Origin of the sequence: Solicola gregarius (assembly GCF_025790165.1) — a bacterium.
Taxonomy (GTDB): Bacteria; Actinomycetota; Actinomycetes; order Propionibacteriales; family Nocardioidaceae; genus Solicola; species Solicola gregarius.
Window position 1 is genome coordinate 1,004,651 of sequence record NZ_CP094970.1, and the last position, 18,879, is coordinate 1,023,529.

Consider the following 18,879-nt stretch of genomic DNA (forward strand, 5'->3'; position numbering starts at 1 on the left):
GCGGTGGTGCTGTCGCGGCGGGGAACCTAAGCGGCGTCGTGTTTTCGCCTGTCTTGGATGGTCTTGGCCACGCGGCCGGGGAGTTTGGTGGTGGTGCCGCCGGTGACGAGGTAGGACCGTCCGGCGGGTGATTGCCAGAGCCAGATGCCGGGTGCGGGTGATTGCACGGTCCAGGCGGTGAAGGTTTTCGCGCGGTGGTGATACCTACATAGTCGGTGGCCGTTTCTCGAGTCGGTCGGGCCGCCTTCTCGGTGGTTGATGATGTGGTCGTAGTCGCCGACCCTGGCGCGGCGGTTGCAGTGCGGGAAGGTGCAGGTGCCGGCGTTCATCAGCGCGAGCTGCTCTTTGAGCCGCGGTGGTGCGACGTAGCCGGTGGCCGAGATGGTGGTCTCGAGGTCGATGACGGGCTTCACGGTGATGTGGGAGTGGCCGAGGATCTCGGCGGCTTCGGAGCGGGTGATGGCGCCGACGTCTTCGAGGGACCAGGTGCCCCAGCACCGGTCGAAATGGACGTACAGAACGGTGTGCCGTGAACTGGAGCGGCGCCCTCGATGTGACCGTTCGGGTGACCCGCCGTCGCCGGGCTGGTCGGCCGGCTCCGGGTCCGGCTCCGGCTTCGGTTCGGTCTTGTCGGTCTGGTCGGCGCGGGCTGCCTGGACGTGGTGGTAGAGGTCGTCGAGGCTGTCGGGTTCGTCGAGCATGCCGAGTGCGACCGAGCGCAGGATGTCGTGAGGGCGGTTGTCGCCGAGGAACCGCAAGGATTCGACGATCTGGTCGAGGCGCTGATCGAGCCGTTTCCCGTCGTCGAGCGACAGGGTGCCGGAGATGCGGGCGAGTCCGTCTTCGGGCCAGATCGACACACTCCGCCGACGCCGGTTTTCGTTGCGTTGGTTTTCGGGGTCGTCGGGGTCTTCGACGATGCGGATCTGGTCCAGGATCTGGTTCACCCGCCCCATGCCGACCCGCGCGATCAACGGCGTCCCATCCACATTCGCAGCCGACAGACGTCGGTCGGCGTCGCCGGCCTGGGCCAAAGTGAATCGTCGGGTCTTGCGGGCGACTTTCCGGATCCGCCACGCATCCACCGAACCTTCGTGCAGACACGCGAACAGTTGCGGGAGACGGTAGACGAGGTCCAATGCGTCGGCGATCAGGTCCCGGCCACCGGATGCACTCAAGCCCAGTGCGGGGCCGACCTCACACGCGGCGTACTCCGACACGCTCGGGGTGCCCGACCCGCCGTAACGGGTCCACTCATTGACACCACCGGCACGTGCGAGCGGCGTGTCTGCAGTGTCGGCGAGGTAGCCGAGCAGGGCGTCGTACTGGGCGGCCTCGGACTTGGCGATCCGACGCCGCGCATCCAGCGCAACATCGAGCCCGTCCTCGGACCCGGTGTCGGTGGTGAGTGTGGCCGCCCTCATAGAACACATTCTGCCACCCACCACCGACAGAACCGGATGCCCAGAAGGCTTATCCACAAGGGAATATGAGAAAGTTCGAGAAAGTCTCGAGAAGTGTGCGAGGTGTGGTCGGCGGCGGAAGAGAATCTGCGTTTGGGTGCGGATAGCGACCCAAACGCAGATTCCTTCATCGGCAACGGCCGGGCCGGCATCGAAGGGCACGGAATCGATGAAGGTGGAAGCGAAATGGTGGGAAAGCCGACCGGCGACCCGAGCCACCCGGATACGGATCTCGTCGCCGCCTATCGGTCTGCACCGCCGCGCACGGGAACGGTGAAGGCGGAAGCCCAGCGCACGGAATGGTGGAAGCCGGAAGCCCAGCGCACGGAAGGTGAAGGTCGGAAGCCCGGCGCACGGAGAGGCGGAGCCAGAAGCCCAGCGAACCGAATGCAATGAAGGACGGCTGACTCAGTCGCCGTAGTACCAGTCGCGGGCTTGGATCGCCGAGTCCGGCTGGTCGGCAAAGACGCCGTCGACACCCAGCTCGAAGAACGCGTCGTACATGCCGAACACGTCACCCTTGGCGTTCGGGTCGTCCCCGACCCGGAAGTCGGCGGGCAGGAACTGGTTCTCGTCGCGGAACGTCCAGACGAACACCTCGAGGTTGTTGCGGTGTGCGCGCTTGACGACTCGCGTCGGCTTGCCGAGGAAGCCGTTCTCGTCGCGTGGGATCAACACGTCGGTGTGCGCACCGATCGAGGTTGCGTACCGCGAGACCCACCGCAGTCCCTTGCCACTGACGAGATCCGCGTACGTGCGTGGATCGCCCGACTCGACGAAGTCGTACGGCGCGCCCGACGGACTCACCAGCTGCGCCAGGTGGACGCGGGTTCGCCGAGCGAGGTAGCGCAGGTTCGAGGTCTCGAAGGACTGGACCACGACGGGGGCGTTGGGACGGTTGAGGCGGTTCGTGCGAAGCGTCTCGATGAGTGGCCTCTCCAGGCGGAGTCCGATGCTGCGGAAGTAGCTCGGGTGCTTCGTCTCCGGCGCGATCCCGATCGTGACGCCACGCTTGCGGCTCTCCTCCTGGGCGAGGTCGATCACCTCCTGCAGGGTGGGGATCTCGAACCGCCCGTCATAGCGGGTGTTCGCCGGTCGTACGTCGGGCAGGCGCTCCTTCGCGCGGAGCGTCTTGAGCTCGGCGAGCGTGAAGTCCTCGGTGAACCATCCGGTCACCTCCTGCCCGTCGATCACCTTCGTCGTCTTGCGGTCGGTGAACTCCGGATGGTCGGCGACGTCGGTCGTACCGCTGATCTCGTTCTCGTGCCGGGCGACGAGGACGCCGTCCAACGTGTTGACCAGGTCGGGTTCGATGTAGTCGGCGCCCATCTGGATCGCGAGCCTGTACGCGGCGAGGGTGTGCTCGGGTCGGTACCCGGACGCGCCGCGGTGGGCAATGACCACAGGCTCGTCGGATTCGGTGAAGCGGTTCGCGGCGTTCGCGAGCGAGGGCTCGCCCGGCCGATCGACGGCTGGCGCGGGCGCGGCGACGAGGGAGGCGGCCAAGGCGACACCTCCAACGGCGGCGGCAAATCGGTACGTACTACGAAGTCGCAGGATCGTCATGCCGCCAGCCTCGCGACGCGAGTGAACGTCGTCGGACCGCGCGGGCACAGCCGAGGTGAACACGCGGCGAACACGCAGTCTTGCGGCACCGTGACGTACGCTCGAAACCAGATCCGCTGACGAACGGGAGATCCCATGATCGGCTTCATCGTGTTCGGGCTCGTCGTGGGCGTCATTGCCCGCCTCATCAAGCCCGGCAAACAGAACCTCTCGCTGCTCGCGACCCTCGGGCTCGGCCTCGTCGGCTCGGTCATCGGCGGCACCATCGCGAGCCTGATCGGTACGGGTGACATCTTCGAGCTCGACTTCATCGGCACCGTCGTCGCCGTGGTCGCGGCCGTCGCGCTCGTCGGTACCGCGGAACAGCTCACCGGCGGGAAGCGCTCCTCCACCTGACCTCCGCTCCGGTCAACGGCCCGCCCGATTTGGTGTTAAGTTGCGAGGCAACATCCTCGGGGGCTGCGCCACCAGAGAGTGGCAGACCGAGGGAGGAACACCATGCGACGAGGTCGCACGCTGGTGGCCGGGATCGCCAGCGCACTAGCCGCAACAACCCTGACCGTTTCCGCCGAGCCGGCCGTAGCCGTCGACAACGTCAACACCAAGAACCTCCGCGAGGCCGTGACGGTGAGCGGCATCCTGCAGCACGAACGCGTACTCCAGCGGATCGCCAACGACAACGACGGCACCCGCGCATCCGGAACGCCGGGATACAAGGCGTCGGCCAAGTACGTGAAGCGCACGCTGCGCCGGGCCGGTTACAAGGTCTCCCAGCAGCGGTTCACCTTCCCGTTCTTCCAGGAGCTCGCGCCGGCGACGCTCGAGCAGACGGCACCGACGCCGACCGAGTACGAGACCGCCACCTTCTCGTTCTCGGGGTCCGGCGACGTCACGGGAACGGTCGTGCCCATCGATGTCATGATCCCGCCGCCCACCGAACCCGGCTCGACCTCGGGCTGCGAGCCGGGCGACTTTCCCGCGGCACCGGCCGGTCCGGCGATCGCGTTGATTCAGCGCGGCAGCTGCGACTTCGGCGTCAAGGCGGCGAACGCCCAGGATGCCGGGTACGACGCCGCGATCATCTTCAACGAGGGGCAGGAGGGGCGTACCGAGCTCATCGTCGGCACGCTCGGCGCCCCGGTCGACATCCCGGTAGTCGGATTGTCCTTCGCCGACGGCGAGGCGCTGTACAACGCGACCCAGTCCGGCGACGTCGAGATGCAGGTGACGACCGAGACCGAGACCAGGCTCGGCGCGAAGACCACCAACGTCTTCGCCGAGTCCCGCGCGGGTGACCCGAAGAAGACGGTCGTCGTGGGAGCGCACCTCGACTCCGTCACGGAGGGGCCGGGCATCAACGACAACGGCAGCGGTACCGCCACGTTGCTGGAGATCGCCGAGCAGATGGCCGACCTCAAGCAGCAGCCACGCCAACGCGTCCGGTTCGCGTTCTGGGGCGCCGAGGAGCCCGGCCTGCTCGGCTCCGAGCACTACGTCGCGAACCTGCCCAACCGCGAGCTTCGCAAGATCGTTGCCAACCTGAACTTCGACATGCTCGGCTCGCCGAACTACGCGCGCTTCGTGTACGACGGTGACGGCTCGGACACCGACACCGCGGGTCCGCCCGGGTCGGCGCAGATCGAGGGGATCTTCAACAACTACTTCGCCGGACAGGGCATGGCCACCGATCCCACCGCGTTCGACGGTCGATCCGACTACGGGCCGTTCATCGCGGCCGGCATTCCTGCCGGTGGGCTGTTCAGCGGGGCCGAGGGCATCATGACGCCCGAGCAGGCGGAGGCGTACGGCGGCACTGCCGGCGAGCCGTACGACTCGTGCTACCACCAGGCGTGCGACGACATCACCAACCTGAGTACGGCGGCGCTGAACGAGCTGGGTGACGCGGCCGCGCACGCGACCTGGACGCTCGCACGTACCAAGAGCGGCTTCTTCGAGGACGGCAGCATGCGGCACGGCAAGTACCGCGCTCCGAAGGGGGCGTACGACGGTGATCTGCTGCGCCGCTGACCCGCGGGTCAGCGTGGGAGTTCGCTGAGGGAGAACACGGGAAGGCCGGGCGGCCGATCCGGGTTGAGTCAGACACGCTCAACCCCGATGGAGGAACCCCATGGCCGAGTCGTCCAGCCTTCCCGTCCTGTTCTCGACCGAGCTCGTCGTCCTGCCCGGCATGGTGGTGCCGATCGAGCTCGACGAGGCCGCTCGTGCTGCGGTCGACGCCGCCCGCGCGAGCAGCGACGGCGCCCTGATCGTCGCGCCGCGTCTCGACGACCGGTACGCGACGTTCGGTGTCGCGGCGCACATCGTGCAGGTGGGGCGGCTGAGCTCCGGCGAGCCGGCCGCGGTCGTGCGCGCCGAGCGCCGTGTGCACATCGGCGGTGGCGTGTCCGGGCCCGGCGCCGCGCTGTGGGTCGAGTACGAGCCCGTCGACGCGCCCGAGGCGGGCGACGACGCCCGCGAGCTCGCCGCCGAATACAAGGCCCTGGTCGTCTCGACCCTCCAGCGGCGCGACGCCTGGCAGGTGATCGACGCAATCAGCCAGCTGTCCGACCCGTCGGCGATCGCCGACACGGCCGGGTACGCCGCGTACCTCTCCGACGAGCAGAAGCGGCTGCTGCTGGAGACGCCCGATGTCGAGGAACGCCTCGCGACCCTGATCGGCTGGGTCAAGGACCACATCGCCGAGGTCGATGTCGCCGACAAGATCGCCGACGACGTACGCGAGGGCGTGGACAAGACCCAGCGCGAGTTCCTGCTGAAGCAGCAGCTCGCCGCGATCCGCAAGGAGCTCGGCGAGGACGAGCCCGACGGCGCCGACGACTACCGCACGCGCGTCGAGGCGGCCGACCTGCCCGACGACATCCGCAAGGCGGCCGAGCGCGAGGTCGACCGGCTCGAGCGCTCGAGCGACCAGAGTCCCGAGACGAGCTGGATCCGCACCTGGCTCGACACCGTCCTCGAGCTGCCCTGGAAGACCAAGACGACCGACTCGACCGACGTCGACGCCGCGCGAGCGGTGCTCGACGCAGACCACCACGGCCTCGACGACGTGAAGGACCGCATCGTCGAGTACCTCGCCGTCCGCGCCCGCCGCGCCGAGCGCGGGCTCGAGGTCGTCGGCGGCCGCGGGTCCGGCGCGGTGCTGGTGCTCGCCGGCCCGCCGGGAGTCGGCAAGACGTCACTCGGCGAGAGCGTCGCACGTACGCTCGGCCGCACGTTCGTCCGCGTCGCCCTGGGTGGTGTGCACGACGAGGCCGAGATCCGCGGTCACCGGCGTACGTACGTCGGCGCGCTCCCGGGCCGGATCGTGCGGGCGATCAAGGAGGCCGGATCGATGAACCCGGTCGTGCTGCTCGACGAGATCGACAAGGTCGGCTCCGACTTCCGCGGCGACCCCGCTGCGGCACTGCTCGAGGTGCTCGACCCGGCGCAGAACCACACGTTCCGTGACCACTACCTCGATCTCGACCTCGACCTGTCCGATGTGCTGTTCCTCGCGACGGCGAACGTCGTCGAGCAGATCCCGCCGGCCCTGCTGGACCGGATGGAACTCGTCACGATCGACGGCTACACCGAGGACGACAAGGTCGCGATCGCACGCGACTTCCTGCTCCCCCGCCAGCTCGAACGCGCCGCGCTCACGACCGACGAGATCACGCTCACCGACGACGCGCTGCACAAGATCGCGGCCGACTACACCCGCGAGCCGGGCGTACGTCAGCTGGAGCGGCTGCTCGCGAAGGCTCTGCGCAAGGCGGCGACGAAGCTCGCCCGCGTCGAGCGGCCCGAGCCGATCACTGTCGACGAGCCGGATCTCAAGGACTTCATCGGCCGGCCGCGGTTCACGCCGGAGTCGAGCGAGCGTACGTCCGTACCCGGTGTCGCGACCGGACTCGCGGTCACCGGGCTCGGCGGCGAGGTGCTGTTCATCGAGGCCAACGCCACCGATGGCGACGCCAGCCTCAAGCTGACCGGGCAGCTCGGCGACGTGATGAAGGAGTCGGCGCAGATCGCGCTGTCGTACGCGCGCTCGCACGCCGAGCAGCTCGGCATCGACGCCGCGCGCCTCGATGACGCGATCCACGTGCACATCCCGGCCGGCGCGGTCCCGAAGGACGGCCCGTCCGCCGGAGTCACGATGGTCACGGCGCTCGCGTCGCTCGCCTCCGGTCGGCCCGTGCGCTCCGACGTCGGCATGACCGGCGAGGTGACGCTGAACGGCCGTGTACTCCCGATCGGCGGGTTGAAGCAGAAGCTGCTCGCCGCCCAGCGGGCCGGTCTCACGACCGTGTTCGTTCCGCAGCGCAACGAGCCCGATCTCGACGACGTCCCGGCGGAGATCCTGGACGCGATCGAGGTCCGGCCGATGACCGACGTCGCCGAGCTGGTACGCGAGGCCCTCGAGCCGGCGGCGGTGCCCGCAGCCGCGGCGGCGTAGGCCGACTGCCCGCTGGGCCGCACGATTCTGCCCTGCCGAACCGTTCCGGCGGGGCGGGAACGTGCGGCCCAGCGTGGTTCTGTGGCGCGCTGCCCGGGTTGAAATCCGGGAGTCCCCCGACGCGGTCGCAGCCAGTGACCGACTATTCTCGACTGAACCTGCGCCACTACTTGGGGGACTCGTCAATGCTCAACATCACGAGCCGCGTACGCGCATGGGTCGGGAGACGGCTGCTGGCTCGCGCGACGAGGGACGGGTTCGACCTGTCCAAGGTCGCCATGGTTCCCGACCATCTGCTGATGCCGCTCAAGCGCGACGGGGTCGACCCGGTGCCCGAGCTGGGCGAGGTTCGCGACCGCGAGCCGATCAGCAAGCTCAGCCTGCCGTTCGACCTGAACGCCTGGCTGGTCACCGGGCATGCCGAGGCGCGCGCGGTGCTCACCAAGTCGGCGAGCTACAGCACCGACATCCGGCACCTGCTCGGCCAGGCCGCCAAGGACGAGACCGGCGGCTTGGGCTTCACCGATCCGCCCGACCACACCCGACTCCGCAAGATCCTCACCCCCGAGTTCACGATGCGCCGGATCTCGCGGCTACGGCCGACGATCCAGGGCATCGTCGACGACCGCCTCGACCTGCTGGAGAAGGCCGGTCCCGGTGCCGACCTGGCGACGATCTTCGCGTTCCCGATCCCGTTCCTGGTGATCTGCGAGCTCCTCGGTATCGGCGAGGAAGGGCGCGACGAGTTCCAGCAGCTGGGCACCGCGCGCTTCGACGTCAGCAAGGGCGGCCCCGGCGCGTTCGGCGCGATCGCGGAGTCCCGGTCGTTCATCCGCACCGCCGTCAAGGAGCAGCGCGCGAACCCCGGCGACGGCCTGCTCGGCATGATCATCCGCGACCACGGTGACGCGATCGACGACGAGGAGCTCGCCGGACTCGCCGATGGGGTGTTCACCGGGGGGTACGAGACGACGGCGGCGATGCTCGCGCTCGGCACGATGGTGCTGCTGCGCGATCGCGCCAACTACGAGGCGATGCGCACTGCCGACGACGACGCGGTGCACCGCACCGTCGAGGAGCTCCTTCGCTACCTGGCCGTCGTCCAGGTAGCGTTCCCGCGGTTCGCCAAGGAGGACCTCGAGGTCGGAGGCGAGTCGATCGCCGCGGGAGACGTCGTACTCGTCTCGCTGAGCGGCGCCAACCGCGACGGTACGCTCGGCACCGACATGGACGGGTTCGACCCGACCCGGCAGCCGACGCCGCATTTCACGTTCGGGCACGGCATCCACCGCTGCATCGGCGCCGAGCTCGCCCGGATGGAGCTGCGCGCGGCGTATCCGTCGCTGTCGCGGCGCTTCCCCGACCTGCGGCTCGCCGTGCCGCCGGAAGAGCTCGAGTTCCGCAAGCACTCGCTGGTGTACGGCATCGAGTCGCTGCCGGTGACCTGGGGCGACTAGGGTCCTGCGTTCGAAGTGGCTTTACGGAAGGCGTCGTCCAGGTGGATGCATCCGCAAGGCCGAGAAGGAAGGTCATAGTGGGCCCTATTTCCGACGACGAGAACGCCGCGGGGCGCCGCCTGGGCGGCGAAAGACGGCAAGGTACTTCGAACGCAGGGCCCTGGTTCAGGGCTGGCGTCCGAGGAAGGCGAGCAGCTTGTCCTGGTCGCTGGCGTCCGGTTCGGCATCGATCGCGGGTCCGTACGTCTTGGGTCCGCGCATCGTGTCGTTCAGAGCCTCCGCGCGCGACCACACCCACGCGACATCGGCCGGGTCGATGTGCTCGTCGAGTCCGGCGGCACGGGCGAGATCCCAGCCGTGGACGACGAGATCCATCGACAGGAAGCCGTCGATCGACTCCTCGAACGTCGTCGGGCCGAAGTAGCCCGTGTAGCCGGCCTTTGCGGTCTCGGGATCGTCGAGGTGGGCCTGGACCTGGTCCGTCGCCGCGAGAAAGGCGCCGTTCGGGTCGTCGTCGACCGGCGGACCCGGCTCGAGCTCGCGATCGACGAGTCGCTCGAACGTCCGCTGCGTCTCGATGACGTGCCGCACCACGTCGAGTGCGGTCCAGTCCTCGCACGGCGAGCGGTTCTGCCAGCGCTCCACCGGCACTGCCGCGACCTTCGCTGCGAACGAGTGGCGGAGGCGGGCGTAACGCTGTGCTATCGATTCCATGTGCTCGACGCTAGCGCGCGCTTTCGCAAGCGGCCTTGAACAATCGCGTCAACCTGCGGCCAGGGCGTACGCCCCTGCTGCCGCGAGCACGCAGACGACCGGCTGGCCGAGCAGTGTGCACATGCTCGCGAGCACCCGGCGCTCCCGCAGCAAAGCCACCGTCTCGACCATAGCGGTGCTGAACGTCGTGTAGCCGCCGCAGAAGCCGATGCCCACGGCCGCACCGACCGACGTCGGCGCACCGGTCGCGACGTACCCGACGATCACCCCGAGCAGCGCGGATCCGGTGAGGTTGATCAGCACGGTCGCCACCGGGAACCGGATCGGCCAGACGCGGCGAATGCCGCTGTCGAGCAGGAAGCGCGCAAGCGCGCCCGCGCCCCCACACAGGCCGACGATGATCGCGGTCACCGGGCCGCCCTCGCGTACCGGCGCGGCCGCGATGCGACCGCGACGCCTCCGAGACAGGCCACCAGCCCGAGGGCGAGGGTCGCCACGAGGTAGCCCACGCCGGTGCCGTACGCACCGTCGCCGATCAGTCGCTCGGTCTCCACCGCGAGCGAGCTGTACGTCGTGAAGCTGCCGAGGAAGCCCGTCCCCGCCAGCAGGCGTACGTGGCGAAGCCTGGCCGAGCCGGGACCGATGGCGGCGAGCCGCTCGATGAGCAGGCCGAGCGCGAACGCGCCGACAACATTGACGAGCATCGTCGCGACCGGCCAACCGTGGAACGTCGGCAGGGCCTGCGCAGTGCCGTAGCGGCAGAGAGTCCCGGCGATGCCGCCGACCACGACGAGCACAGACGCGTACGCGAGGTCGCGGCCGTACGAAGCGGGCGCGGTCACCGGGTCTCCTCGCACGGGACCACGAGGACCGGACAGGCGGCCCGGTCGAACAGCTCGCGGGCGATCGATCGCGCGACGAGCCGATGCAAGCGACCGAGCCGTCCGTCGACGTGAGCTGCGACGACCACCATGGCCGCGCGCCGGCTCCGTGCGACATCGGCGAGCGCGTCTCCAGGATCTCCGTGCGCGACCTCGTACGACCACGACGACGCGTCGTCGTCACCCAGCAGGGTCTCGACCTCGGCACGGACGGTCGAGAGCCTGCGCTCGGCCTCGAGCTCCCAGTCGAGCTGGTCCGGATCGACCGGAAAATCGTCGAGCTCGGTGACGTGCACGACGTGTACGTGGCCGCCGAGCGCGTCGGCGAGCCAACGGGCGTACCGGAGAGCGGCCTTTCCGGTGGCGCCCTGCCGGTAGCCGACGACGAGAACGGGTGTTTCGGGCACGGGCCTGCTCCTCTCATCGAGCAGGAGCCATCAGCCGGGTGGGCGGTTCGAGCATCCATCGCTCAGGCGGAGATCCATCGCCGCGCGCAACTATATATGGCGGCACACGGTACAAAGGGGGCAACCGCACTCGGAAGGACGTGGACGTGGACGCGCAGGTAGCCGTTATCGGCACGGGAAGCATCGGCTCGATGACACTGTGGCAGCTGGCCCGAGCGGGTGTCAGCGCCATCGGGTTCGAGCAGTTCGGCATCGCGCACGACCGCGCCGCCGCGGGCGGCGAGTCGCGAATCTTTCGCACCGCGTACCTCGAGGGTCCCGAGTACGTTCCGCTGCTCCGCCGGGCGCACGAGCTGTGGCGCGAGCTCGAGGCCGAGTCCGGGCGAGCCCTGCTCACGCTGAACGGCGGCCTGATGATCGGCGACCGTGACAGCGAGGCGATGCGCAACGTACAGGCCTCGATCGACGACTTCGGACTACGCCACGAGGTTCTCGACCACACAGCGATGGCGTCGCGGTACCCGCAGCACGCGATCGATCCCGACGAGATCGCGATCCTCGATCTCGACGCGGGTGTCCTGCGACCCGAGTTCGCGGTCGCGGCGGCGACGTACCGTGCCCGGGAGCTCGCCGCCGCCATCCGCCCGCACGAGCAGGTGACGGCGATCGAACCGGCGGCCGACTCGGTACTGATCCGGACCGATCGCGGCGCGTACGCGGTCGAGCAGGCCGTCGTCACGACCGGACCGTGGACCGCGCGATTCGCGCCGGCGCTGGCCAGCCACATTCGCCCGCGGCGGCTCGTCATGACCTGGTACCAGGCCGAGGACCCTGAACTGTGGCGGTCCGAGGCGTGCCCGATCTTCATCCGTGACAACGAGGACGCGCACATCTTCGGCATTCCGACGCTGGACGGCGGATCGGTCAAGGTCGCACCGCACTCCGACGACGACGGGTACCTCGCCGATGCCGACGAGCTCGACCGCAATGTCGAGGTCGACCTGGTGGAGCCGGTCAATGCGGCGGTCGCTCGCTATCTGCCGGGGCTGATTCCCGAGCCGGTACGCGTGTCGGCGTACATGGACGCCTACACCTCCGACGGGCACGGCGTTGTCGGCCGCGCGCCCGGAGCCGAGAACGTCTGGCTGCTCGGCGCATTCTCCGGCCACGGGTTCAAGATGGCGACCGCGTTCGGCCAGGTCGCGTCCGACCTGGTGCGGCACGGGACGACCGACCTGCCGATCGGCCACCTCGACCCGGCGAGATTCGGCGGCTGACCTCCACCCCCTAGACGGATACGCCCTGAGCGAGCCGTACGAGGCGATCGGCCGCACCCTCAGGGCCGGGAGCGTCGGCGATCCGCGCTGCGATCGCACGGGCGGCCGAGGCGTACGAACGGCCCTCGACCACCGCCCTGACGGCGTCGGCGATCTGAGCGGGGTCCGCGTCGTCTCCGTCGAGCGCGATGCCTGCCCCGAGACGGTCGAGGTGAGCGGCCAGTGCGGGCTGGTCGGCGGCGACATTCGGCAGCGCGACGATCGGTACGCCGTGCGCGAGGGATGCAGCGACGGTGCCGTGACCGGCATGGGTGACCATCACGGCGGCCGCCGGAAGTACCTGGTCGTGTGGCACATACGGTGCCAGCACGACTCCGGGTCGGTCGGCGAGATCGGATACGTCGAACGGGCCGGTGGTGACCAGGATCCGTCGCGTCCCGTCGGCGAGCGCGTCGACGGTCCGGCGGATCCGTGACCTCTGGTCCCACGCCATGCCAGTGGAGAAGCTGACCAGCACCAGCGGGCGATCGTCGTCAACTCGCCACGGCGACTCCCAGGTCGTACGGCTCGGCTCGAACAGCGGCCCGACGTACTCGAAGCTCTCCGGGAGACCGGGCGCGAGCGGATCGAGTTCCGGAACACTCGTGCAGAGCGTCGCAAAGTCGCGCCAGGTGTCCCATAGGCGAGCCACGGCCGGCAGGCCGATGTCGGTGCGGATCTCGTTGACGGCAGCCAGCGCAAGGTGGTCGAGTCCACCACCCGGTGGCAGCAGCGCGCCGGGAGCGCTGTGCACCAGAACGGCCGTGGGCAGCTCGTGCCGCGAAGCACCCGCCAGCGCACCGAACATCAGGCAGTCGACCACCATTGCGTCGTACGCCCCGGAGCCGAGCAGCTCCGCGACGTCGTCGACGTGGTCGCGACACGCCCAGACGGCGTCGACCAGCGCGGGCATCCAGTCGGTCGGCGGTGTCGTCGGCCAGGCACGTTGCGCTCGCTCGAGCAGCCGGAAGTCGTGTCCATGCGCAGCGAAGCGATCGCGCTGGTCGGCGTAGCCCGCGAACGTGATGTCGTACCCGCGTTCGGTCAAGGTCGTGGCGAGCCCGCTCGCCGGCACCTGGTTGCCCGCGCCGGGCCAGCTGACGAACAGGATCCCGCCCATGTCAGTCCTCCCCCAACAGTGCCTCGACCAGCCGCCGCATCGTGGCCTCCGCGACGTCACGCGGGCGTGCCATGTCACGACGCAGCAGCTTCCAGGTGTAGACATCGGTCGCACAGACCAGCGCGTCGATCAGCCGAGTCCGGTCTGGCGTACGCACTCCGGCCAATTGCGGGGCGAAGACGGTCTCGACCCAGTCGCGGTGCCGCTCCCGCCCGACGGCGACGATCGGCGCGACATCGGGCTCGTGCTCGTCGGCGAGGCTGTCGATGACGACGCCGCCGTACTCCTCGTAATGGTCGAAGGACGCCCGAACGCCCGCGCCGATATCGCCCGGCGAGACCTGCCCGAAGGCATCCTTCATCTCCTCGATCACGTCGCCGAACGCGAGCCGGAACAGCTCTGCCTTACTGCCGTGGATCCGAAGCACGGTTTGCACGGTCACCCCGGCCTGGGCCGCGATGTCGTCGAGCCGGATATCGGACCGCAACCGCTCCTTCAGCTGCAGCACGGCCGCGGCACGGATGCGCCGCCTGGTCTCCTCGGCGCTCTTCGCGCGGGCGCCCATGGTGTACGTCCTCGCCGCATTCATGTTAATGAGACTAACACGAATATGAGCGTCAGGCGTCCGGCTTCGCCTCGCGGCCCTTGCGCGCCGCTTTCGCGACGATCGACTGCGGAGCGTTTCGCGCCAGCACGGACAGCACCTTGTAGCGCTTCGACGGGGTCGAGAGTGCCTTGCCGGCATCGACGTCGGCCAGCGCCTCGCGTACGAGCCGATCCGCCGAGAGCCACATCCAGCCGGGGATGTTGTCGGTCCGAGCGTCCATCCGCTGGTGGAACTCGGTGCGTACGAAACCGGCGACGACCGCCGTCGTCGTGACGCCGCGATGCGCGTACTCGAGGTTCGCCCAGCGGCTGAAGCTGATCAGCCAGGCCTTGTGGGCACCGTACGTACCACGGGGGGTGTAGCCGGCAACGCTTGCGATGTTGATGATCCGCCCACGTCGACGCTCGAGCATCGGGCCGATCGTCGCATGGGAGAGCCGCATGGGCGCACCCACCAGGATGTCGAGGTTGCCCTGCTCATCGTCGATGGTGCTGTCGGCGAACTTCGTCATCAGGCCGTATCCGGCGTTGTTGACGAGTACGTCGACGGGGTTCGCGGGGTCGGCCAGCCGCTCCGCCACGCGGTCGACGTCCGCGCGTATGGTCAGGTCGGCCTGCACGTACGACGCCTCGACCCCATGCTCCTTCGTCAACCGCCGACAAGCGTCCTCGAAGTCGGGCGACGTCACGCGCGACGAGGACGACGTCACAGCCACGGGCGGCGAGCTGGTCGGTGAACTCCGCTCCGATACCTGAGGTCGCACCCGTGATCAGGGCAGTTTCGGGCATTCGCGCTCCATGTCTTCGGTCATCAACGTCGGTCGCAGTCAGCGTACGGGCACTAGGTGACCGCGACCTCGGACCCACGCTGACGTACCACCCACGGCCAGGTCATCAACGCCCAGACGCCAAGTATGATTGCGATCTCGAACCCGAGATAGACCGGCCACGGACCCAGCAGATCGAGGAGCGACGGGTCATCCGGTTTGCCGTTGAGGAAGCCGTAGTTGCTCCCCACAAGCGCGTTGAAGGCGAGCATCGCGACGGCCCACGCCAGCGTGACCAATACACAGATCCGGTAGTCCCGCCAGGTAGGGCCGAGGCCGAGGCCGAACGTCAGGTACATCGCGGACCAGACGATCAGCAGATGCATCGCCCAGTACATCAGGAAGCTGGGCTCGGGGAACGTCGAGCCGAGATCGGGGGTGGCGACGGCCTGCGTCGTCAGGGTGAGGCCCCAGAAGTACGTCAGCCCGATCGCCCACGGTCGCAGCGTCCAGAGTGCGATTGCGGCGGAGATCCACGCGAGATCGCACAGCTGCAGCGGAAGTGACTTCTCGAGGTTCCACTGCCCGGGAAGCTGCTGATAGACCTGCAGCGGAACGGTCACCGCCGGCACCAGCACGGCCAGCACCTTGCTGAACGGCGGCACCTCACTCGTACCGCGCTGGGCACGACCGACGGCGACCAGAACGAACGCGCCGACGACGAACACGCCGAGCACCGCCAGATGGGCGCCGCCGAACGTGGCGAAGTCCTCGGCGGCCCAGACGTCCACGACGATCCTCCAAGAGGCGGCAGGACCCGATCGCGACCACGCGGCGTAGTCCTGCAACAGTACGTTCATCCCCATTGTCCCCGGAGGTACCAGTGGATGCAGACGTCATCGTCGTCGGCGCGGGACTCGCCGGGCTCGTCGCGGCCGCCGAGCTGACCGAACGCGGACGCTCGGTCGTACTCGTCGATCAGGAGCCCGAGCAGAACCTCGGTGGACAGGCGTTCTGGTCGTTCGGCGGGATCTTCCTCGTCGACTCCCCCGAGCAGCGCCGGATGGGCGTACGCGACAGCCGCGAACTCGCCCTGCAGGACTGGTTCGGGACGGCGGCATTCGACCGCGACACCGACGAGTGGCCGCGCCGCTGGGCGGAGGCGTACGTCGACTTCGCCGCCGGGGAGAAGCGGGCGTGGCTGCGTGAGCGCGGGGTCGGGTTCTTCCCGATCGTCGGGTGGGCCGAGCGCGGTGGATATGACGCGACCGGACACGGCAACTCGGTGCCCAGGTTCCATGTGACATGGGGAACCGGGCCCGCGGTCGTTGCGCCGTTCGAGCGGCGCGTACGTGCGGCCGCGGAGTCCGGGCGCCTCGCGCTGCGGTTCCGGCATCGGGTCGACGAGATCGTCACCGACGGCGGCACCGTGACGGGCGTACGCGGAGCGGTGCTGGAGCCGAGCGATGCGCCTCGTGGCGCCGCGACCTCGAGGGTTGCGGTCGGCGAGTTCGAGCTGTCCGGCCAGGCCGTGGTCGTGTCGTCGGGCGGCATCGGCGGCAACCATGACCTCGTCCGATCGGCGTGGCCGGACAGCCTCGGCACTCCCCGGACCAGATGCTGACCGGCGTACCCGCGTACGTCGACGGCCGGATGATCGGTATCACCGAACGCGCCGGGGGACAGGTCGTCAACCGGGACCGGATGTGGCATTACGTCGAGGGCATCCGCAACTACGCGCCCGTGTGGGAGAACCACGGCATCCGCATCCTGCCGGGGCCGTCGTCACTGTGGCTCGACGCAACCGGCCGGCGGCTGCCCGTGCCGCTGTTCCCGGGCTTCGACACACTCGGCACGCTCGCGCACCTGCGTACGACCGGCCACGACTACAGCTGGTTCGTGCTCAGCCAGAAGGTGATCGAGAAGGAGTTCGCGCTCTCCGGTTCGGAGCAGAACCCCGATCTCACCGGCAAGAGCATCCGCGAGGTCCTTCGGCAGCGGTTGCGCGCCGGCGCTCCCGAGCCGGTCGAGGCGTTCAAGCAGCAGGGTGCCGACTTCGTCGTGGCCGACGACATCCGCGAGCTGGTCGCCGGGATGAACCGCGTCGCCGGTAACGACCTCCTCGACGCGGCCGACGTGGAACGACAGGTCGTCGCCCGCGACCGCGAGATCGACAACGCCTTCACCAAGGACCTCCAGGTCACCGCGATTCGTGGTGCGCGCAACTACCGGGCCGACAAGCTCTTCCGGGTCGCGCCGCCGCACCGGTTCCTCGACCCCAAGGCCGGGCCGCTGATCGCCGTACAGCTGCACGTCATCACCCGCAAGAGCCTCGGCGGCCTCAACACCGATCTGTCCGGCCGCGTCCTCGACGAGTCCGGGGCGCCCGTACCCGGCCCTGTACGCCGCGGGCGAGGCGAGCGGCTTCGGCGGCGGCGGCGTGCACGGCTATCGCTCGCTCGAGGGGACGTTCCTCGGAGGTTGCATCTTCTCGGGCAGGGCCGCCGGCAGAGGCGCAGCCGACGCGACCGGGTAGGCGCCGGAACCGGCCGCTGTCGACGTACGTCCTAGACGGACTCGGCCATCAGGTTGGTAACGGTCGGCTGGTCGGTGGGGACTGCTTCGCGGAGGAGAGTGGAGTCGCGCAGCGACAGCAGAGTCGGGCGGGCGGGTGGGTGCCCCGCCGCGGTGGTGCTGTCGCGACGGGGAACCTAAGCGGCGTCCCGTTTTCGGCGGTTGCGGATGGTCGCTGTGGTGCGGCCGGGGAGTTTGGTGGTGGTGCCGCCGGTGACGAGGTACGACCGTCCGGCGGGTGATTGCCAGAGCCAAATCCCGGGTGCGGGGGTGGATACCTGCCAGGCGGTGAACGTCTTCGCGCGGTGGTGATACCTACATAGTCGGTGGCCGTTTCTCGAGTCGGTCGGGCCGCCTTCTCGGTGGTTGATGATGTGGTCGTAGTCGCCGACCCTGGCCGGACGCGTGCAGTGGGGAAAGGTGCAGGTGCCGGCGTTCGTCAGCGCGAGCTGTTCCCTGAGCCGTGGTGGTGCGACATAGCCGGTGGCGGAGATGGTGGTCTCGAGGTCGATGACGGGTTTGACTGTGACGTGGGAGTGGCCGAGGATCTCGGCGGCTTCGGAGCGGGTGATGGCGCCGACGTCTTCGAGGGACCAGGTGCCCCAGCACCGGTCGAAATGGACGTACAGGACGGTGTGCCGCGAGCCGGAGCGGCGGGCCCGATGTGCCCGTTCGGGTGACCTGCCGTCGCCGGGCAGGTCGGCCGACTGGTCGGCCGGCTCCGGGTCCGGCTCCGGCTTCGGTTCGGTCTTGTCGGTCTGGTCGGCGCGGGCTGCCTGGACGTGGTGGTAGAGGTCGTCGAGGCTGTCGGGTTCGTCGAGCATGCCCAGGGCGACGGAGCGGAGGATGCCGTAGGGCCGGTTGTCGCCGAGGAACCGCAAGGATTCGACGATCTGGTCGAGGCGCTGATCGAGACGTTTCCCGTCGTCGAGGGACAGGGTGCCGGAGATGCGGGCAACACCCTCGTCGGGCCAGATCGACACACTCCGCCGAGCACTGTTTTCGTTGCGCTGGTTTTCGGGGTCGTCGGGGTCTTCGACGATCCGGATCTGGTCCAGGATCTGGTTCACCCGCCCCATGCCGACCCGCGCGATCAACGGCGTCCCATCCACGTTCGCAGCTGCGAGTCGCCGGTCGGCGTCGGCGGCCTGGGCGATCGTGAATCGTCGGGTCTTGCGGGCAACCTTGCGGAGCCGCCACGCATCCACCGACCCGGCGTGCAGGCACGCGAACAGTTGCGGGAGACGGTAGACGAGGTCCAATGCGTCGGCGATCAGGTCCCGCCCACCGGATGCACTCAAGCCCAGTGCGGGGCCGACCTCACACGCGGCGTACTCCGACACGCTCGGGGTGCCCGACCCGCCGTAACGGGTCCACTCATTGACACCACCGGCACGTGCGAGCGGCGTGTCTGCAGTGTCGGCGAGGTAGCCGAGCAGGGCGTCGTACTGGGCGGCCTCGGACTTGGCGATCCGACGCCGCGCATCCAGCGCAACATCGAGCCCGTCGCCGGACCCGAGATCGTCGGTGAGTGTGGCCGCCCTCATAGAAC

The 18,879-nt window shown here is 69.0% G+C and carries 18 protein-coding genes, 1 pseudogene and 1 riboswitch; of the genes and pseudogenes, 7 read left to right on the top strand and 12 right to left on the bottom strand.

Going from position 1 to position 18,879, the window contains the following annotated elements:
* Nucleotides 1-26: 26 nt before the first annotated feature.
* On the bottom strand, nt 27-1,424 hold the full coding sequence (locus tag L0C25_RS05025; RefSeq protein WP_271635338.1) for an HNH endonuclease signature motif containing protein: 1,398 nt from the start codon (nt 1,422-1,424) through the stop codon (nt 27-29).
* Between the two features lie 447 nt (nt 1,425-1,871).
* A complete protein-coding gene (locus L0C25_RS05030; protein WP_271635339.1) occupies nt 1,872-3,029 on the bottom strand; it encodes a glycerophosphodiester phosphodiesterase in 1,158 nt (385 codons plus the stop codon).
* A gap of 135 nt (nt 3,030-3,164) precedes the next feature.
* On the opposite strand from L0C25_RS05030, the gene L0C25_RS05035 reads away from it, so the two are divergent.
* The 4 genes from L0C25_RS05035 (at nt 3,165) to L0C25_RS05050 (ending at nt 8,942) form a co-directional block, all read left to right on the top strand.
* The gene (locus tag L0C25_RS05035; RefSeq protein WP_271635340.1) at nt 3,165-3,425 is read left to right on the top strand and encodes a GlsB/YeaQ/YmgE family stress response membrane protein; all 261 of its coding nucleotides are present in this window, start codon (nt 3,165-3,167) and stop codon (nt 3,423-3,425) included.
* A 102-nt stretch (nt 3,426-3,527) separates the two neighbouring features.
* A complete protein-coding gene (locus L0C25_RS05040) occupies nt 3,528-5,057 on the top strand; it encodes a M28 family metallopeptidase (RefSeq protein ID WP_271635341.1) in 1,530 nt (509 codons plus the stop codon).
* A 100-nt stretch (nt 5,058-5,157) separates the two neighbouring features.
* Nucleotides 5,158-7,485: an endopeptidase La gene (lon, locus tag L0C25_RS05045; protein ID WP_271635342.1), complete on the top strand. Its 2,328-nt coding sequence runs from the start codon at nt 5,158-5,160 to the stop codon at nt 7,483-7,485.
* A 185-nt stretch (nt 7,486-7,670) separates the two neighbouring features.
* Nucleotides 7,671-8,942, top strand: a complete 1,272-nt coding sequence (locus L0C25_RS05050; RefSeq protein WP_271635343.1) for a cytochrome P450 — start codon at nt 7,671-7,673, stop codon at nt 8,940-8,942.
* Between the two features lie 165 nt (nt 8,943-9,107).
* On the opposite strand, the gene L0C25_RS05055 is transcribed toward L0C25_RS05050, so the two are convergent.
* The 4 genes from L0C25_RS05055 to L0C25_RS05070 are packed head-to-tail and all read right to left on the bottom strand — an operon-like array spanning nt 9,108 to nt 10,944.
* Complete coding sequence (locus L0C25_RS05055) at nt 9,108-9,656, bottom strand: TIGR03086 family metal-binding protein (RefSeq protein ID WP_271635344.1); 549 nt, start codon at nt 9,654-9,656, stop codon at nt 9,108-9,110.
* Between the two features lie 48 nt (nt 9,657-9,704).
* Nucleotides 9,705-10,067: a fluoride efflux transporter FluC gene (locus L0C25_RS05060; protein WP_271635345.1), complete on the bottom strand. Its 363-nt coding sequence runs from the start codon at nt 10,065-10,067 to the stop codon at nt 9,705-9,707.
* The gene (locus L0C25_RS05065) at nt 10,064-10,498 is read right to left on the bottom strand and encodes a fluoride efflux transporter FluC (RefSeq protein WP_271635346.1); all 435 of its coding nucleotides are present in this window, start codon (nt 10,496-10,498) and stop codon (nt 10,064-10,066) included. The genes L0C25_RS05060 and L0C25_RS05065 overlap by 4 nt, the downstream gene beginning before the upstream one ends.
* Nucleotides 10,495-10,944, bottom strand: coding sequence for a universal stress protein (locus tag L0C25_RS05070; RefSeq protein ID WP_271635347.1), 450 nt, complete (start codon nt 10,942-10,944; stop codon nt 10,495-10,497). The genes L0C25_RS05065 and L0C25_RS05070 overlap by 4 nt, the downstream gene beginning before the upstream one ends.
* Nucleotides 10,945-10,958: 14 nt before the next feature.
* Nucleotides 10,959-11,035: riboswitch (Fluoride riboswitch) on the bottom strand.
* Between the two features lie 55 nt (nt 11,036-11,090).
* Here L0C25_RS05070 and solA point away from each other — a divergent pair.
* Nucleotides 11,091-12,221, top strand: a complete 1,131-nt coding sequence (gene solA, locus L0C25_RS05075; RefSeq protein WP_271635348.1) for an N-methyl-L-tryptophan oxidase — start codon at nt 11,091-11,093, stop codon at nt 12,219-12,221.
* 10 nt (nt 12,222-12,231) lie between these two features.
* Here the strand turns inward: solA and L0C25_RS05080 are convergent, their stop codons facing one another.
* The 5 genes and pseudogenes from L0C25_RS05080 to L0C25_RS05100 all read right to left on the bottom strand — a co-directional run bounded on the left by L0C25_RS05080 (nt 12,232) and on the right by L0C25_RS05100 (nt 15,544).
* A complete protein-coding gene (locus tag L0C25_RS05080) occupies nt 12,232-13,380 on the bottom strand; it encodes a glycosyltransferase (protein WP_271635349.1) in 1,149 nt (382 codons plus the stop codon).
* Nucleotide 13,381: 1 nt separating this feature from the next.
* Complete coding sequence (locus L0C25_RS05085) at nt 13,382-13,969, bottom strand: TetR/AcrR family transcriptional regulator (protein ID WP_271635350.1); 588 nt, start codon at nt 13,967-13,969, stop codon at nt 13,382-13,384.
* Nucleotides 13,970-13,997: 28 nt separating this feature from the next.
* A complete protein-coding gene (locus tag L0C25_RS05090; RefSeq protein WP_271635351.1) occupies nt 13,998-14,639 on the bottom strand; it encodes an SDR family NAD(P)-dependent oxidoreductase in 642 nt (213 codons plus the stop codon).
* Between the two features lie 61 nt (nt 14,640-14,700).
* Nucleotides 14,701-14,775: pseudogene (locus L0C25_RS05095) on the bottom strand (hypothetical protein); the annotation flags it as partial.
* A 52-nt stretch (nt 14,776-14,827) separates the two neighbouring features.
* Nucleotides 14,828-15,544 (bottom strand): YwaF family protein, encoded by a 717-nt coding sequence (locus tag L0C25_RS05100; protein ID WP_271635352.1) that lies wholly within the window; start codon nt 15,542-15,544, stop codon nt 14,828-14,830.
* Between the two features lie 92 nt (nt 15,545-15,636).
* On the opposite strand from L0C25_RS05100, the gene L0C25_RS05105 reads away from it, so the two are divergent.
* The gene (locus tag L0C25_RS05105) at nt 15,637-16,377 is read left to right on the top strand and encodes an FAD-binding protein (protein WP_271635353.1); all 741 of its coding nucleotides are present in this window, start codon (nt 15,637-15,639) and stop codon (nt 16,375-16,377) included.
* Complete coding sequence (locus tag L0C25_RS05110; protein WP_271635354.1) at nt 16,338-17,324, top strand: FAD-binding protein; 987 nt, start codon at nt 16,338-16,340, stop codon at nt 17,322-17,324. Before L0C25_RS05105 ends, L0C25_RS05110 begins: the two co-directional genes overlap by 40 nt.
* Before the next feature lie 140 nt (nt 17,325-17,464).
* Here L0C25_RS05110 and L0C25_RS05115 read toward each other — a convergent pair whose 3' ends face one another.
* Entirely contained in the window at nt 17,465-18,874 is a 1,410-nt protein-coding gene (locus L0C25_RS05115) for an HNH endonuclease signature motif containing protein (RefSeq protein ID WP_271635355.1), read from the bottom strand.
* Nucleotides 18,875-18,879 lie beyond the last annotated feature (5 nt).